The organism is Bacteroidota bacterium (genome assembly GCA_019637975.1).
Classification (GTDB): Bacteria; Bacteroidota; Ignavibacteria; order UBA10030; family UBA6906; genus CAADGV01.
In genome coordinates this window covers 19,562-34,783 of record JAHBUR010000017.1, presented here as the reverse complement: position 1 = coordinate 34,783, position 15,222 = coordinate 19,562, and the positions used below count along the sequence as shown (strand labels likewise).

General features: G+C 52.2%; 12 protein-coding genes. 10 read left to right on the top strand and 2 right to left on the bottom strand.

The window, feature by feature from the left end; all coding sequences use genetic code 11:
- The 10 genes from KF749_10840 (at nucleotide 1) to KF749_10795 (ending at nucleotide 12,380) form a co-directional block, all read left to right on the top strand.
- Nucleotides 1–873, top strand: a complete 873-nt coding sequence (locus tag KF749_10840; protein ID MBX2991649.1) for an ABC transporter permease — start codon at nucleotides 1–3, stop codon at nucleotides 871–873.
- Between the two features lie 142 nt (nucleotides 874–1,015).
- The gene (locus tag KF749_10835; protein ID MBX2991648.1) at nucleotides 1,016–1,690 is read left to right on the top strand and encodes a succinate dehydrogenase cytochrome b subunit; all 675 of its coding nucleotides are present in this window, start codon (nucleotides 1,016–1,018) and stop codon (nucleotides 1,688–1,690) included.
- 15 nt (nucleotides 1,691–1,705) lie between these two features.
- Nucleotides 1,706–3,619, top strand: coding sequence for a fumarate reductase/succinate dehydrogenase flavoprotein subunit (locus KF749_10830; GenBank protein ID MBX2991647.1), 1,914 nt, complete (start codon nucleotides 1,706–1,708; stop codon nucleotides 3,617–3,619).
- A gap of 72 nt (nucleotides 3,620–3,691) precedes the next feature.
- The gene (locus tag KF749_10825) at nucleotides 3,692–4,438 is read left to right on the top strand and encodes a succinate dehydrogenase/fumarate reductase iron-sulfur subunit (GenBank protein ID MBX2991646.1); all 747 of its coding nucleotides are present in this window, start codon (nucleotides 3,692–3,694) and stop codon (nucleotides 4,436–4,438) included.
- 80 nt (nucleotides 4,439–4,518) lie between these two features.
- Nucleotides 4,519–5,955 carry a DUF2029 domain-containing protein gene (locus KF749_10820; GenBank protein ID MBX2991645.1) on the top strand — a complete coding sequence of 479 codons (1,437 nt, stop codon included), beginning with the start codon at nucleotides 4,519–4,521 and terminating at the stop codon, nucleotides 5,953–5,955.
- A 122-nt stretch (nucleotides 5,956–6,077) separates the two neighbouring features.
- Nucleotides 6,078–7,502, top strand: a complete 1,425-nt coding sequence (locus tag KF749_10815) for a hypothetical protein (GenBank protein MBX2991644.1) — start codon at nucleotides 6,078–6,080, stop codon at nucleotides 7,500–7,502.
- Nucleotides 7,499–8,599, top strand: a complete 1,101-nt coding sequence (gene obgE, locus KF749_10810) for a GTPase ObgE (GenBank protein MBX2991643.1) — start codon at nucleotides 7,499–7,501, stop codon at nucleotides 8,597–8,599. The genes KF749_10815 and obgE overlap by 4 nt, the downstream gene beginning before the upstream one ends.
- Nucleotides 8,600–8,602: 3 nt before the next feature.
- Nucleotides 8,603–9,619: an iron ABC transporter permease gene (locus KF749_10805; GenBank protein ID MBX2991642.1), complete on the top strand. Its 1,017-nt coding sequence runs from the start codon at nucleotides 8,603–8,605 to the stop codon at nucleotides 9,617–9,619.
- 232 nt (nucleotides 9,620–9,851) lie between these two features.
- Nucleotides 9,852–11,159, top strand: coding sequence for a NapC/NirT family cytochrome c (locus KF749_10800; GenBank protein ID MBX2991641.1), 1,308 nt, complete (start codon nucleotides 9,852–9,854; stop codon nucleotides 11,157–11,159).
- Between the two features lie 63 nt (nucleotides 11,160–11,222).
- Complete coding sequence (locus KF749_10795; protein MBX2991640.1) at nucleotides 11,223–12,380, top strand: hypothetical protein; 1,158 nt, start codon at nucleotides 11,223–11,225, stop codon at nucleotides 12,378–12,380.
- Between the two features lie 113 nt (nucleotides 12,381–12,493).
- Here the strand turns inward: KF749_10795 and KF749_10790 are convergent, their stop codons facing one another.
- Entirely contained in the window at nucleotides 12,494–13,732 is a 1,239-nt protein-coding gene (locus tag KF749_10790) for a PLP-dependent transferase (protein MBX2991639.1), read from the bottom strand.
- Nucleotides 13,733–13,993: 261 nt separating this feature from the next.
- A complete protein-coding gene (locus KF749_10785) occupies nucleotides 13,994–15,211 on the bottom strand; it encodes a response regulator (GenBank protein MBX2991638.1) in 1,218 nt (405 codons plus the stop codon).
- Nucleotides 15,212–15,222 lie beyond the last annotated feature (11 nt).

Sequence of the window (15,222 nt, the reverse complement as noted above, 5' to 3'; positions counted from 1 at the left end):
ATGAGTCTTTCCTATACCGTTAAAGAAAGCCTTTCCGGCTTTACGCGAACCAAACTCTCGACGGCTATTTCGATTATCACTATCGGCATTTCGCTGGTATTGTTAGGCGTGTTTGCCGTTATCAGCATCAACACGTCGCGCTTCATCGAGATGTTGAGGGCAAAGGTTGAACTGGAGGCGTTTCTGCAGGAGCCGGTAACCCGCGATCAAATCAACACGTTGATCAACCGTGTGCTGGCTGTAAAGGGCGTTGACAGTCTCATCTACATTTCAAAAGATGAGGCGGCAAAGATCTTCAAGGAAGAGTTCGGCGAGGATATCAAGAAGGTTCTTGATTTCAATCCGCTTCCGCCGTCGTTCAAGATCTATATCAAGCCCGATTTCCGGACAACCGCCGCCGTCGATGGTATCTATCGCGAGCTTGTTGCCCTTCGAGGAATAGATCAGATCATCTATCGGAAAGAGCTGCTTGAGTTGATTGACAAAAGAACTACCACCATCAATAATGTGACTCTCGGCCTCGGGTTGCTGATCAGCATTTCGGCAATCCTGCTTGTCTCCAATACCATCCGGCTTGCTATCTACGCGAAACGAAAGCTGATTCGAACGATGGAGCTTGTGGGCGCGACATGGACATTCATCCGACTCCCGTTCCTCATCGAGGGAATGGTACAGGGAGTTGTCGGTGGAATGATTGCTGCGGGTGTACTGTACATTGTGCTGGAATATGCCGCCCGTCTGGTTGCAAGCGATTTCTCGGCATACATTCACATGCCGTCGGTGTTCTATGCAGTTGTAATAGCAACAGGCCTTGCATTGGGATTGCTTGGCGCAGTAATTTCAATTGTCCGGTTTATGCGCGTCGCGACCTGATTGAGCCTTGCTAAAGTTCAGAATCCTTCTTACATTTTTTCGGGCTTTTGCTTCCCGGTTTCAGCTTACCATGTTCTTCAAGCCTCATTTCCAGGTCCGATGGACTCCTCAGGAGGTTCCAACAATTTAGAAAGTACTCTCAATGGGAAAAACCGCAACGTTTCTTAGCTCATCTGTCGGCAGGAAGATCACGATGGCACTCTCGGGATTGTTCCTGTGCAGTTTTCTGGTTGTGCATCTCACCATAAATCTCTTTGCTCTTCAAGCGAGCAGCGGCAACACCGCCGAGTTCCGGGGAGCCGAGATGTTCGAAATATACGGACATTTCATGGCGACCCATCCCATTATCCGTCCGTTGGAGTGGGGTCTGTTTGCGGGCTTTCTGCTTCATGCCATCCTGGGCATCTATCTGTATCTTCTCAATCGCAAGGCGCGGCCCATTCAGTACGAAGTGAACAAAGCGAGCGAGAACAGTACATGGAGTTCGCGCTTCGGGTGGCTTACCGGAATACTCGTCGGTGTGTTTCTCGTCGTTCATGTCAATACGTTCTTTGTGGAGTCGCGCTTCCTCGGCAAAGGCCCGATGATCCAGCTTATGATTGATGCCTTCAGCAGTCCCGCGTATGTGGCGTTTTACATTGTTGCACTTGTATTTCTTGCGTATCACCTGAAGCATGGATTTCAATCGGCCTTTCAGACATTCGGCGTGCGTTCCGGAAAGCTTGAGAAGCTTGTGCATGCCATCGGTATTGTGTTCTGGTTGTTGATCCCGGTCGGTTTCGCCATCATCCCATTGTATTTTCTCTTTGCATACTAAACGATAAGAGTCGCCATGACACTGAATTCGAAAATTCCTGACGGACCCGTACAACAGAAGTGGGATAACCACCGCTTCACCATGAAGCTGGTGAACCCCGCAAACAAGCGCAAGTATCACATCATTGTCGTGGGTACGGGACTCGCGGGTTCCTCCGCGGCAGCTTCGCTTGCCGAATTGGGATACAACGTGACGGCACTGTGCTATCACGAATCACCGCGTCGTGCCCACAGCATTGCGGCGCAAGGGGGCATCAACGCGCCGAAGAACTACCCCAACGATGGTGACAGCATCTGGCGCCTCTTCTACGACACAGTAAAGGGAGGCGACTACCGTGCACGCGAGGCAAATGTCTACCGTCTTGCACAGGTAAGCAACAGCATCATTGACCAATGTGTTGCCCAGGGAGTTCCGTTTGCACGAGAGTATGGCGGATTGCTGGATAACCGGTCGTTCGGCGGGGCACAGGTTTCCCGCACATTCTACGCCCGCGGGCAAACCGGTCAACAGCTTCTGCTCGGCGCGTATTCCGCGCTCAGCCGCCAAATGGGTTTGGGAACCGTGAAGTTTTATGAACGAAGAGAGATGCTTGATTTAGTGGTGATTGACGGTCAGGCACGCGGCATTGTTGCCCGCAACATGATTACCGGTAAATTCGAATCATACGTTGGTGATGCGGTGATATTGGCTACGGGTGGATACGGCAACGTGTTCTTCCTTTCTACGAATGCAATGATGTGCAACGCTACGGCAACGTGGCGTGCGCATAAACGCGGAGCGTTCTTCGGCAACCCGTGTTTCACGCAAATTCATCCGACCTGTATCCCGGTATCAAGCGACCATCAGTCCAAGCTCACGCTGATGAGTGAAAGCCTGCGCAACAGCGGCCGCATCTGGGTGCCGAAGGCTAAAGGAGACAAGCGGCATCCCAACGATATTCCGGAAGATGAACGTGATTATTATCTCGAACGGCTCTATCCATCGTTCGGCAATCTTGTTCCTCGTGATGTCGCCTCACGTCGTGCAAAAGAAATGTGCGACAAGGGACACGGTGTCGGGGCAACAGGCCTTGCCGTGTATCTTGATTTCTCTTCAACCATTCAACGACTTGGCAAAGGGTGGGTGGAGGAACAGTACGGCAATCTCTTCGACATGTATCAGCAGATCACCGGTGAAAACGGCTATGAACAGCCGATGCGTATCTATCCCGCCGTTCACTATACGATGGGCGGTTTGTGGGTTGACTACAATCTGATGAGTACAATTCCCGGCTTGTTCGTTCTCGGCGAAGCCAACTTCTCCGATCACGGGGCCAACCGACTCGGTGCCAGCGCGTTAATGCAAGGCTTGGCAGACGGGTACTTCGTTATCCCGTATACGATCGGCGATTATCTTGCCACAGGCAAATTCCCGAAAGTGGATGCGAGTCATGCCGCATTCAAGGATGCTGAACGGGATCTTTCGGAAATGACCTCCAGGTTGATGTCCATTAAAGGCAAGAAGCCGGTGGATGTGCTTCACAAGCAACTCGGCAAAATCATGTGGGATAAATGCGGTATGGGGCGCACCGAGGGCAGATTGAAGGAGGCGTTGCAGGAGATTCCGAAGCTGCGTGAGGAATTCTGGAACAATGCGTTGATTCCGGGCAGCTCGGATTCATTCAATCAGGAATTGGAGAAGGCCCACCGACTGGCGGATTTTCTTGAGTTAAGCGAACTCATGTGCACCGATGCTTTGCATCGGGAAGAATCGTGTGGCGGACATTTCCGTGAGGAGTCTCAAACAGATGACGGTGAAGCAAAGCGTGACGACGAGAAGTTTTCGTACGTTGCCGCGTGGGAGTTCAAGGGAGTCGGCAGCAAGGAGACGCTGCACAAAGAGCCGCTGACATTCGAATACGTGAAACCGAGCCAGCGAAGTTACAAATAGTGATCTGAAATTTTGAAGAGGCCAAGGCCGCTTCCACACAACAAGGAGCATTACCGAATGTCCGAGAACACAATGACCATCAAGCTGAAAATCTGGCGCCAGAAGGACAGAAACTCCGACGGCCAGTTCGTTACGTACACCATGCCCGGCGTTTCACCCGACATGTCGTTTCTCGAAATGCTGGATTTGCTGAATCTTGATCTTGTCCGTAAAGGCGAAGATGCGGTTGCATTCGATCACGATTGCCGCGAAGGAATCTGCGGAACATGCAGCCTGTACATCAACGGACGGGCGCACGGGCCGCTCCGTGGTGTCACCGCCTGTCAGTTGCATATGCGTACATTTCACGACGGCGAGACGATTGTGATCGAGCCGTGGCGCGCAAAACCCTTTCCCATTATCAAGGATCTTGTTGTTGACCGTTCGGCGTTCGACCGAATCATGGCCGTGGGCGGTTTCGTTTCTGTGAGAACCGGCGGTGCGCCCGATGGAAACGCCATCCCGATTGCAAAGCCCGTTGCCGAAGAAGCAATGGATGCCGCCGCATGCATCGGATGCGGCGCATGTGTTGCCGCATGCAAAAACGGCTCGGCGATGCTGTTTGTGAGTGCAAAGGTTTCCCAACTTGCCTTGCTTCCTCAAGGACATGCCGAACGCAAAGCGCGTGTCGAGGCAATGGTTGCGCAAATGGACGAGGAGGGTTTTGGAAATTGTTCAAACACGTATGCATGCGAAGCCGAGTGCCCGAAAAACATTTCCGTGGAACATATTGCGCGACTGAATCGCGAGTACATGAGAGCGAAGTTCATCCAGGAGTAACCGCGGCGTTTTCCTTGCTGTATCTCATCAAAGTCGTAGGGACACAAGTGGCTGTGTCCCTACTGTTGTTTTGAGCCCGTATGCATCGTCTATCCTCCAACGACACATTCCTTTCACGGTATTGGCTTTATCTTGTACTTTCCGCTGTCGTCTTCACACGAGTTCCTTTCTTGTGGACAGGTTATGGAGCGGATGCCGATGCGTGGCTGGTTGCCAACTCGGCTTCGACATTGCGGAACACGGGAACGTACCTCGAATCCCGATTACCCGGCTACCCGTTGCATGAAATCGTTTCAGCGCTGTTTGTCCCTTCAGGTGGAGCGCCGCTCTCCAACGCGGCTACCTTGGTTGCAACCCTCATTGCGGTGTATATTTGGAACAGTATAGTCCAGCGGCTCGCGCGACATCAGAAAATGCTGGTCATCGCATTTGCGTTCTCGCCTGTTATTTGGCAGCATTCTGCTGTCACGCTCGATTACATGTGGTCGCTTCTTGCAATCTTGCTGTCACTTCATGCTATCTTGAAACAGCGCATTGTGCTGGCGGGAATTGCGCTCGGGATCGCCGCCGGATTTCGCCCGGCAAATCTTGTTGCCGTGGTGCCGCTATTGAGCCTGATCATTGCTCAGAGGATGGATAGAAGACAATTGCTGAAACTTGCTTTCGTGACATGTGCGACAACAACGGCTGTATTTCTCCCTCTTGTCATCAAATATGGGATTACCGGCTGGTTTACTGCAACGCGTGAACAAATGAGCGACGTGCATCTTGAACCTGTAATGCGCGTGGCCGCTTTTCTCTACCGTTCAATTTACTTCATCGGTCCGCTTACTGCGGCCGTTGCGGGGTATGTTCTCTTTGTGAACCGGGTAGTGGCTGTACGATCAATTCGAGTTCGCGATCCGATCATTCTGGCATCAATTATTGGTGTTGTCACGTTTCTTCTTTTGTTTCTGTGGCTGCCGCTCGAGCGCGCATATTTGCTTCCGGCGCTCCCCTTTCTGCTGCTCCTGATGGACAGATGTTCTCCCCGAAGAGCCTTTTCCGTGTTCACCGTTCTGCTCGTTCTTTCCGGGCTCGTAACAGTTGACGTTATACAGGTCGGCAACCGGCGCGCATTCGGCGTAAATGTACACGAAGGAATGGTCTTCGAGGAGCTTCACAATAGAACTCAGATGTTGCGCGAGCGCGAGGCTGTCGGATCGTATTCGCTGCCCGAGAAAGCCATTGTCATGACAAGCGACGGCCCGTCGTTCTGGTTTGAGAATCCACATGTCGAGCCAGCAGGCGATTCAAGTCTTATACACTCGCTATCCTATAGTCAGGGGCACTTCCTCCTGACTCAAAAAGCGGGAAATCCCGGACTTCTCTTCGTTGCGTACCTCAAACAACACGAAGTTGCCCTCGTCCGTGAGGCTGGCTATCAAGTCTACTGCCTCGCGAGGGCAAAACAACACGTGGAGCATGTAACCGGATATGCTATTGACAGTATGTCCATCTCCGTTTTAGAGCAATAATGCCCTTCTCATTCCTTATCTCATGCGCTCCTTGCCACACAGAAGAATAAATCGTAAGTTTAGACGCATAAGAGAGTTTCGCAACTATCCGTTGAAGTTTTTCAAGAGGGGAATCCGCTATCATGTTGGAACGGGAAACAGAACTCATCAAGCAAATTATCATCGAGTCGACGATCAACGGCCGGGAGGCGCTTCCTCTGAGCGAGGTTGTCGGGGCGCAAATTCCCCGTGGGGTGAAATCATACATGCTTGCCGCCGTGATGGATCGTCTGGAAGATGAGTTCAAACAATCGCATACGCTGTCGGGCATAACGAAACGCATCGGTTCCACGGTGGTTGCCGAACGAACGGTGCTTCGATCACTCGCAACGCAATACGTGTTGCAGCGGAGTGAGTTTGAAAAGCTCGTCGAGGACACGGTTCACTTTCTGGAAAACTATCTTTGTCGCCCGCAGTGGACGTTGGTTCAGATGATGTTTGAGAAGGAGGAACGGATTCCGTTTGAAACGCTCGTTCGCAAATTCGAGCGTGTCGTCGATTACGCATATTACGGAACACTTGTCGAGCGGCATGCCCGACGCAGAAATATGCATGAGATGGACAAGCACTCCTTTGCGACGTTGATTGCAAGGATCGACGAAGAGATTGCCCGCCAGCATTCTCCCCGCGAGCTTGCCTATCTGACAAAGCCGATATTCGATTTCCTGCTGTATGGCGACTCTACCCCGACAAGGCCCGTTCCTGTCGAGTCGATTCTTCTCTTCTTTGATGATAAGAAGATGATGGGCGTGAAGGAGTACATCGAGCGTATTTGTCACGTCCGCTCACGCACGCAGATTTCCATTGCAGAGTTGACGGGGATTCTCGAAGACCTCTACAACGTCGAAACAACAGTGAAAGAAGAAGTTCAGGAATCGGAACAGGAGATTCTTAAACCCATCGAACACACCATTGAGGCCACGGAAAAGGCCGTTGAATCCGAACCTTCGCCGGAACCGCCCGGACTTGAATCACGCGAGGTTGCCGAACTACCCGCAGAGGAATCTGTGCCGGTTTCGCCGGGCATCAGCGAGCCACCCGCTGTGGAAGAACACGCGGATGAAGCGGCTGCGATTGATGTTACACAATTGGATACGACGGAACTGGAGAAGGATCTTCCCGAACCGCCATTGCCGGTACAGCCAGTTGTCAGCGCCGATGAGCTTGTTGCATACGCCAAAGAGCGCGAAACACAACAATACAAAACGATGCTCACATTCCCTCAACGTCCTGCTGAAGAAAAAGTACCGGAGGAGTTGCCGGATATTCACGAGATGCTGACAACCGGGCAGCGCGCACGATTCATTTCCACCATCTTTCATGATGACGCAAACTCGAGCTTCGTATTCTTCACATCTCTCAATACGGCAAAGACCTGGCGCGAAGCGCAACCGTATCTGCGCGACCTTTTTGAGATGAACAAACTCGACATGCTGTCGCCCGAAGTCGTCGAGTTCACCGATGCGATGCAGGCGCGTTACCAGCCCGAACTGCGAAAGACTGAATGAAGTTCATCGATTTCGCCCCCATTCATGTCAAAGCCGGTGATGGCGGTGCCGGGACAGTAAGCTTCAGACGCGAGAAGTTTGTTCCGAAAGGGGGGCCCGATGGCGGCAATGGCGGACGAGGGGGGAGCATCATACTCCGGGCAAATTCCCATCTCAACACCCTTCTCGATTTTCAGTTCAAGATGCAGTTTAAGGCGCAACGCGGCGCTCACGGCCTCGGCTCAAACAAGACAGGAAAGAGCGGTGAGCATCTCGTGATTGATGTTCCGGTTGGTACGCTTGTGCGGGATGGTTCTTCCGGTGAAGTGATCGGAGATTTGACGGAAGCGGACCAGCAACTGATTGTCGCGCGTGGCGGGTTGGGCGGCCGCGGCAACGCGGAGTTTGCGACGTCAACAAATCAGGCGCCGCGACAATATGAAGTCGGCGAGCCGGGAGAAGAGCGGGACATTGAATTGGAACTGAAACTGCTTGCCGATGTCGGGCTTGTGGGATTCCCGAACGCCGGTAAGTCAACACTCATCTCCGTGATCTCGGCGGCGAAACCAAAGATTGCCGACTATCCGTTTACAACACTTGTTCCAAATTTGGGAATCGTACGCGTTGCGGAGGGCGCAAGCTTCGTTGTTGCCGACATTCCCGGCCTGATTGAAGGGGCGCATCAAGGGAAAGGACTCGGCATTCAGTTTCTCCGGCACATCGAGCGGACGAAGATGCTCGTCTTTCTGCTCGACGGGACCCGTGACGACATTGAGTCGGACTTTGCCGTTCTCAAGAAGGAACTGAGGTTGTTCAGCAAGGATCTTCTTAGAAAACCGGTGCTCGTTGCAATAACAAAAATCGATGCGGTGGGCGATGACGGGCTCAAGGAGTTGAAGAAGAAGAAGTTCAAGGGAGTGAAGGCGTTCCCCATTTCGGCTGTTGCCAACACCGGCGTTCGGGAACTTGTCGACGAAATGTGGAAACACGTTGCTGTGTTCAAAAGAGACGATATGAGGCCTGCACCAACCAACCCGACGCCCAAAGAGCGCCGTGCTGCACGCGAAAAAGCCCGCCGCCGTACACCAACCCGGAACCGGCGACGCGATTGGGAGTGAACCGTGGCCGCCGCACACATCGAACGTAAACCGCTTGACCTGAAACGGACAATCAGTATTCTCGTTTTGCTTTCACTCTTGCTGGTTGCAGTCTGTATCGTTGGATTGTCTGTCGGCAGCGTTGATATTCCGTTTGCTGCAATCTTACCTTCGCTTTTCGGAGATGCGTCAGTTGACCAATCGCTCAGGACGATCGTGGTTGATATCCGGTTGCCGCGATTGTTCCTCGCGATGCTTGTCGGAGCGAGCCTTTCGATTTCGGGCGCTGTGTTTCAGGCGTTGTTGAGGAATCCGCTTGCCGAACCGTATATTTTAGGCATTTCGAGCGGAGGAACGGTTGGAGCCATCCTTGCCATCGGGTTAGGTTTGGGGTTCAGCGCAGTGACGACTCCGTTAGCGTCGTTTCTCGGATCGGCCCTTGTGATGTTGCTGGTGTACACTATTGCTCATCGGAGAGGCCAGCTTGACACCAACACACTTCTTCTTGCGGGAGTTATGATCGGCGCGTTCTTCAACGCCGCTGTTCTCCTCATTATCGCCCTGTTCAATCAGGAGTTGCGCAACTCATTCTTGTGGCTGATGGGCAACCTGAGCAACGCAAACATGGAATCACTTACGATTGTGGCGCCGCTTGTGCTTGTTGCCTCCGCCTTTCTCCTGATGCAATCAAGGAAGTACAATCTCATTGCCACAGGCGACGAGACTGCGATGCAGCTCGGTGTTGATGTTCGTCATATCAAGCGTCTGTCATACATTCTCGCGTCGTTGATTACGGGAGTGGTTGTTTCCGTGAGCGGCGTGATTGGATTTGTCGGGCTGATTATTCCGCATATGTGCCGGATGATGTTCGGCCCCGACCACCGTTTGCTGATGCCCGCATCGATCCTGCTCGGCGGGAGTTTCATGATTGTTGCGGATCTCATCTCGCGAACACTCCTTGCCCCGACCGAAATACCCGTAGGCGCCGTTACTGCCGCAATCGGGGCGCCGCTGTTTGTATATCTACTGAAGAGAACGTAATCCTACCGCTCCTGCTTCATTCCTAAATCTGCGAAGTTCTCTTCCGCCCCTAAACGAAAGTTCCCGAATTACCAGATTCTACAGCATTTTGTGGTGGCACTTACTTTGCGACGTGCATTCTTTGCACATCCCCGAATACTCTACATGAATCTTTCCATTATTATTGCCACGACGACTGAGGTTCCCCATGAAGACAACCTTCACACTGATGGTCTCCAGTATCATCCTGCTGATGTCACTCAACGCTCAAGAGAAGAAAGCAGGGGACGAAGCGCTTGGAAGCAGATCGTATGACGAATTTGAGAAGCCAGCTTCCTGCGGCAAATCATGCCACGTGGATTTCTACCAGCAGTGGACTCAGGCCATGATGTCGCAAGCCTACACGCATCATTGGGATGAGATCGAGTATTTCAAGTTGGCTGTGCCGCATGCGGAAAAGGATCCCAAAGTTGCCGAAGTCAAAGCCGGCTGCAACGGTTGTCATTCGCCGATGGCATTTCTTGCGAATGATGTTCCTCCGCCGAAACCGGAGTTCAACAGCAGAGCTAACGAATCAGTATCATGCGATGTGTGCCACACGATTACCGGTTTCAAGGGAGATGTTCCGTACAACTTCAACTACATCTCGGAGCCGGGGAAGACAAAGTACGGTCCGCGCGAGGGAGTCGTTTCACCGGCACATAAGACACAACCATCAGAGTTCATCCAGACGGCGGAATTCTGCGGAACATGCCACAACGAAAAGGATCCGTATGGCGTTTGGGTGAAATCCACACATCTTGAGTGGAAGGAAGGCCCGTACGCAAAGGAAGGCGTGCGATGCCAGGATTGCCACATGACAAAGGCGCAAGGACAGGTTGCTCAACTGGCGCCGCAAGTCGCCGATGCGCGGCAGCATCTCTTTCACGGTGCGCATGACCCCGGCAAAGTTCGCGGAACGATTGAAGTACGCATCCACCCCGACATTCGTGAGTTAGAACCGGGTGAGCGTATCAGATTCACCGTTGCGTTGTTCAACCAAAAAACAGGTCATAAATTCCCGACCGGCTCGGCAGAAGAAAGGCTGGTCTGGTTGCATGTTGAAGCAACAGATGCAAAGGGCAATGTTTACCATCTCCCCGTTGACAAAAAGGGATTTGAGGGGGAAGAGTATATGATTGCGGCGAATACGCTCGCGTATCAGGATTTCGGAATTCCGCTCGACATCCCCGACTTCAAAGGCATCCAACGTGATGGCGTTCCGGTCGGAGATCGGATTTTCCGTCTGCCGTACTTTGACCCGCAGGGGCGAATGACCATCATGCAGTGGAACACCGCATCTCTCGGAACCGATTATCGATTCGGGCCGCGGGAAACCAAATTGGAAACATATACATGGACGTTGCCGGCAAAAGCGCCGCCCGGTTCTATGGCGGTGAAAGCAACGCTAAACTACCAGAAATTGCCGTTACCTATTGCCGAGTTCTTAGGTGTTCCTCTTGAGGAAGCCGAAATCATAGAAGTGAACTCACACACAACAACCGTGACCGTTCTGCCATGAGTGGAGTCCGGCACACGAGAGTAACACCGTTTTCTGCGCTTCATTCTTCCAATCAAAGGCACAATTATGAACACGTTTAGAAATGTGATCGTTCTTCTCAGCATTCTACTGTTTGTTGGTCAGAGCTTCGCCATTCCTGCGTTTGCCCGCAAATACGATATGAGCTGCACTACATGTCACGCACCGTTTCCCAAGCTGAAACCATACGGCGACGAGTTTGCGGGAAACGGATTCCAGCTTGCAGACAAGGAATCGCCGCGATTCTTCCGCGATACAGGTGATGATGAACTTCTGCTGATGCGAGAGCTTCCGTTTGCTCTTCGTCTTGAGGGCTACATGCGTTGGCAACCTCAAACCGCGCGCCGGTTCGACTTTCAGGCACCGTATCTGCTTAAGATTCTTTCAGGAGGGATCATTGCAAAGGATATTTCTTACTACTTCTACTTCTTCTTTTCAGAGCGGGGAGAAGTTGCCGGCATTGAAGACGCGTTCATCATGTTCAACAACCTTTTCGGCAGCGAACTGGATATCTATCTCGGACAGTTCCAAGTTTCCGATCCGCTGTTCAAGCGCGAGCTTCGCCTGACACTTGATGACTACCAGATCTACAAAACAGCGCCCGGCTTTTCGCGGGTGAATCTTGCCTATGATCGAGGGATTATGTTCACATACGGATTCCCCACGAAAACCGATATTACGCTGGAGATATTGAACGGCAGCGGCATTGGCCGAATGGATGCGCCGTACAGCTTTGATTCGGACAAGTATAAGAATTTCTTCCTCCGTGTGTCGCAAGATGTATCAGAGCATGTCCGGATTGGCGGATTCGGCTATGTTGGGAAGGAAGAACGATTCGGCGAAGTGAATTCTCTTTGGATGGTCGGTCCCGACGTGACACTTGCGACAGAACAACTCGAGTTGAATGTGCAGTACGTGGAACGTCAGGACACGGATCCCGCGTTCATGAACTCGGGACGAAAAACGAAAACCCGCGGCGCATTTGGTGAAATGATATACTCACCTGACGGGGACAAGAGTCGCTGGTATGCCGCTGCGTTGTATAACTGGATGGAGATACTCCCCGGAACGTACAAGTACCATTCTGCAACCGGTCATTTCAGCTTCCTGCCTGCACGCAACATCCGTCTTGTCGGCGAGTATACGTATGATTTTGTGGCGAAAGCAAACAAGATAAGCGCTGGATTTGTCAGCGCTTTCTGAGGTGGTATGAAATACGTTGTCGTACAAAAAACACGAGAGAGCTCATGAGGCTCTCTCGTGCGTCAAATGACTGCTGTGGGGCGAAAAGCATTTCTCGGCACGCTGCCGACCCTCTACCTATCTTCCTCCAATAACGGATGTCTCTCGTCTGCTCTTTCCAGCGGGAACGGATTGAGCATTCCGGAGATGGCATTCAGAGCAGTATCCAAATCTTCCTGCAAATCCCCCACATCCTCACATCCGACGGAGATGCGCACCAATTCGTCGGAGATGCCTGCAAGTTCCCGCTCCGCTTTGGATACAGATGCATGCGTCATTGATGCCGGATGCTCAATCAGAGATTCGACGCCGCCGAGTGAAACGGCAAGAGTGAATAGTCGCACGCTGTTCATTACAATCCTTCCACCATCCAATCCACCCTTCACCCCAATGGCGATCATGCTGCCGAATCCGTCCATCTGTTTTGCCGCGATGTCGTGCTGGGGATGATTCGGCAGACCGGGATAGAGAATCCAATCCACCATGGGATGAATTTCGAGGAAGCGTGCAAGTGCCATTGCGTTTTCCTGTGCACGTTCAACACGCAGATGCAACGTCCGGACACCGCGTAACACCAACCACGCCTGATGAGGATCCATCGTTCCGCCGAACTGGTTCAACACCGGCTTTATCTGCTTGTACGTTGATTCATCTCTCGTGACGATCATCCCGCCGACAACATCGCTGTGGCCGTTGATGAACTTCGTCAGGCTGTGAACGATAACGTCAGCTCCGTGCTCAAACGGGCGTTGAAGGTACGGACTGGCAAAGGTGTTGTCAACGACAAGTACGCATCCGTTCTTGTGGGCGATACGTGCTGCTCCGGCAAGATCGGAAATTTTCATCGTCGGGTTCGCCGGCGTTTCGATGAACACAATGCGCGTATTGGGGCGGATTGCCTTCTCGACCTGCGTCAAATCTGATGAATCGACAAATGTGGATTCGACGCCGAATTTTGCAAACGCGGTCTCAAGAATCACTCGCGTCGGGCCGTACACGCAATCACTGCTGATAATGTGTGATCCCTTCTCAAGAAGGGCAAGAAACACCGTGCTGATTGCCGCCATTCCCGTCGCGGTTGCCATTCCCTTGTAGCCATTTTCAAGTACAGCAACGTTCTCCTCAAGGGCGTTGATCGTCGGATTTCCCATGCGCGTATAGATGTAGCCGGACTGGTTTCCGGAAAAGCGTGCGGCCCCATCTTCAGCGGATGGAAAGGAGAATGTTGAACTCTGATAGATCGGCACCGACACTTCACCATAGCGGGATTTGTGCGGTAATCCTGCGTGAATTGCTTTCGTGGACTTCTTCATAGATTTGGCTTGTTGAATGTGACCATGTTGTGATCATCTCCTTCCGGATATTCTTCATGTTCGGACGCAAGAAGACACTCCGACGCCATACCGGCGCAATGCGAAAAAACGAAACGGGAGTCGTGATGCGTTGGGAATGTAAAGAACGAAAGGAAAGAGAGAGCGTTACCTCTGTTTCAAGATACGCGCTTTCATGAGGGATTGCAAGCCGAAATCCCGCGCCGATTCAGAATAGTGATGTCGAACAAATTTCAGAAGGCACTACGCGCTCAGCCGTACCCGGAATTCTCCTGAAACGGGGTCGCCGTTGTGCCATTGCAGGAGTATTTTCAGGCTTGTTTCCGTTAAACTGAATCCCGACTTGAGGAGAAGTTTTCCGCTTTGCGTGACAATATCCTCCAAGACAACCATGCCGGGGCGAAATTCGTGAACATTACATGTCGTTTCTTGCGGCAACTCGGAATCCTGGTATGAAGGTGCGACACCCAACATGCGCGCAATGATATCAGTATCGTACTTGGAAGGCAGATGGCTCATGGTTTCCAGTGCTGAGCGTCCGTTCTTGCGTGCAATCAGGGCAACATCCAGATCAAGCAGAATACGAAGCAAACGGGATCCGAGGGGAATGGTTTTTCCGGCAACAGCAACGTTGGCAGGAGACCCGGTGCCATCGAAATTCTTGTGTTGCAAAAGAACAATGCGGGCAACGCCTTCAAAGCGCGGAATGTCTTTGAGAAGTTCGGCGGCAACCGTTGTGTGGTTTCGCGCTTCGGGAGTTAACGGCGTTGTTTCCCTTTTTGCGGGAGACGGCGGAAGCAACGCGAGGCCGAAATTAAAGAGGTTGAGGGCTTGCCGTATTTCCCATTGTTCCAGTGCAGAAATGTCCGGACTCATCTCCAGAAACGCCAGGCCGAGTTTGCGTATACGTTCGACTTGCGACGAAGCCGACGGATGCCCGTACGTGAGCATATCGCGGAGGATTTGAACCGTGCCGGTTACCGTGCCGTCCAGCAATTCCTGAAGGTCTGCGTTGGCTCTTTTGATCTCATCGAGAAGGAATGCATTTTCTTTTGCAAGATTGAATCTGCTAATCGTATCGCCGACCAATTTGCGCAGTTCATCATCCTTCCACGGCTTTGCGATGAAATGACTGATGCCACCCACGTTGATTGCGCGGATGGTGTCAGCATAGTCCGCATACCCTGTTACGAGAATACGGATTGTATCGGGGTGAAATCTTGCCACTTTTTCCAACACCGCAACCCCATCCACAACGGGCATGCGTTGGTCTGAAAACACGGCTGCGAACGGCCCGTGTTCAAAGAGAACGCTCTCGATCTTCTGCGAATCCTGCAGCACGAGAGTCTCGACCCGTTTCTTTTTAAGAAGCGAGGCAAACGACGAGAGCAGGTGGGCCTCGTCATCCACATACAGTACTTTGCGATTGGGGGTGAATGATGTTGTTGTTGATTCGGTCATACGTTTCGCGC